Source organism: Okeania sp. SIO2B9 (assembly GCF_010672505.1).
Lineage (GTDB): Bacteria > Cyanobacteriota > Cyanobacteriia > Cyanobacteriales > Microcoleaceae > Okeania > Okeania hirsuta.
This window is the reverse complement of sequence record NZ_JAAHGK010001338.1, coordinates 1-2,028: the sequence shown is the minus strand read 5'-3', so window position 1 is coordinate 2,028 and position 2,028 is coordinate 1. Positions and strand designations below refer to the sequence as shown.

The 2,028-nt window shown below is 36.3% G+C and carries 3 protein-coding genes; 2 read left to right on the top strand and 1 reads right to left on the bottom strand.

Translation table 11 applies throughout. The features are described 5' to 3' along the window. A partial coding sequence (locus F6K13_RS30485) for a coproporphyrinogen III oxidase (protein ID WP_287289474.1) occupies positions 1–290 on the top strand: 290 nt, incomplete at its 5' end. Positions 291–358: 68 nt separating this feature from the next. Beyond that, positions 359–733 (top strand): STAS domain-containing protein, encoded by a 375-nt coding sequence (locus tag F6K13_RS30480; protein WP_287277703.1) that lies wholly within the window; start codon positions 359–361, stop codon positions 731–733. A gap of 633 nt (positions 734–1,366) precedes the next feature. Here the strand turns inward: F6K13_RS30480 and F6K13_RS30475 are convergent. Further along, positions 1,367–2,023 carry a chromophore lyase CpcT/CpeT gene (locus F6K13_RS30475; RefSeq protein WP_287289477.1) on the bottom strand — a complete coding sequence of 219 codons (657 nt, stop codon included), beginning with the start codon at positions 2,021–2,023 and terminating at the stop codon, positions 1,367–1,369. Positions 2,024–2,028 lie beyond the last annotated feature (5 nt).

Here is a 2,028-nt window from a genome sequence, read left to right as displayed (position 1 = left end):
TAGCATATAAAACAATAGTAGAGCGACGGCAACCCATGGAATATGGCGATCGGGAACGCAACTTTCAGCTATACCGACGTGGCCGTTATGTTGAATTTAATCTAGTGTATGACAGAGGTACAATTTTTGGTTTGCAAACCAATGGTCGTACAGAGTCAATCTTGATGTCTTTGCCACCTTTGGTTCGTTGGGAATATGGCTACAGTCCAGAACCCAATACACCAGAAGCTGAACTATATGAAGTATTTTTAAAGCCTCATGATTGGGCTAACTGGAAACCAAATCATTAATTTATCTGAGTTAAACTACAGTTATATGGGCAAACACCATAGTTTATATCATCCCGAGGGAAGGGTCAGTGATTCATATTGAGCAAAAAACCCACACAACTCAGGACGGCACAACAGTAATCGTCCTAGCACCAACTGGACGCTTGGATATCACAACAGCTTGGCAGTTTCGCCTCAAGTTGCAGGAATGTATATCCAAACTAAGTCGTCATGTAGTGGTCAATTTAGGTCAGGTTAATTTTATTGATAGTTCTGGACTTACATCTTTGGTAGCAGGCATGCGAGATGCTGACAAAGTTAACGGTAGTTTCCGAATTTGTAGTGTTCATCCAGAAGCCAAACTGGTATTTGAAGTAACCATGATGGATTCTGTGTTTGAGATTTTTGAAACAGAACAAGAAGCTCTTGATTATCGTGATGTCCGTGAAGGGAATAGAGCTTAAACAGTGTTGAGTTTAAGCAGAACTTAATCAATTTTATATCTAAACAAACTGTCCAGCAGAGTACTTCTTTAATAAATTCAAATTAGATTGAAATGGGATTACCAAGACCAGTCACAATACAGTAAAAGTATATAGCTGACAAGATGATTGTCAATTAGTCATCATAAATTGTCATTATTTTAGTAAGGGTATGTTGGGTTTTTCAGTCCTATTTACCATTATTATTTAGAACTATTGGTGAATTTTCCTTGGATTAAAGGCTGACAATTTTGTTTAACAAAAAGTTTTATGGTAAATCCACTGAATCTTCTAGAATTGGTGTCAGTAAAAGTTATCATAGTTTTTGTAGAAACTGACTTTTTGTTGATGACTAAATGCAGACATTAATTTGTTCTAGCTTGGCATCAGTTCAAAATCCCCAATCAGAATTTTAATTGCACTTATTTAGAATGTATTATTTTTGCCTTATGGTCTACCTTACTTGCAATTAATGCAAATTCAGTGGGTATGGATTTGTTATTTGGTTAAATATATATTTAAGTTGAACTCAGAGTTAAGCTTAATAATCTGAATGGCTGCCAATCATTAAAAACTGGTGGCCTTTTTTGAGAAATTAGAATATTACTGCACTACTTATAACATCAGTTCTGAACTAAAGCTACGACTTTTCATAAATTTATATTGCCCCAATAAAGCCCCCCAAGTACCTTTACCTGTTTGCGGATCTATACCTTTGTCATAACTAAGAAACTCTTGAGCGTTAACTTCAAAACCTAGTTCAACTTGGTAATATTGACTTTGATAGGTAAAGCCACAAACTGCATCAGGAGGTAGAATACCTTGAAAATATTCATTATCTTGGCCATGGTTGTGATTGATCACTTCTAGAGTGCAACCAGGTAAAAACTTCATTTGGCTAGGTTTAAGCTGTTTAAGAATTTCTGGGTTTTTCCCCGACCCGAGAATAGAAGGCACATCTTTTGGTAAATAGTACTGAATTTGTAAGGATGTGGAACTATCTGAGGATGTGGGACTATCTGATAATTGTCGAAGTTGCATAACTCTAGGTCGATATGGTTGGTCTAATTTGAGAATATTTGCTTGCTCGGCAAATAAAGCAATGCTAGGTTCTGGAAACAGAGTAATAGGGACAGGTCTGTGCCATAGTCGAAGCTGAACATACCATGCGGGGTCTGCGATCGCCTGGGTAGAATTATCAAATTCGCCAGCACTAAAGATATTAACTCTGGAGAAAAGTTCATATTGATTTTTAATTTTGATTAAAATAATTAAGA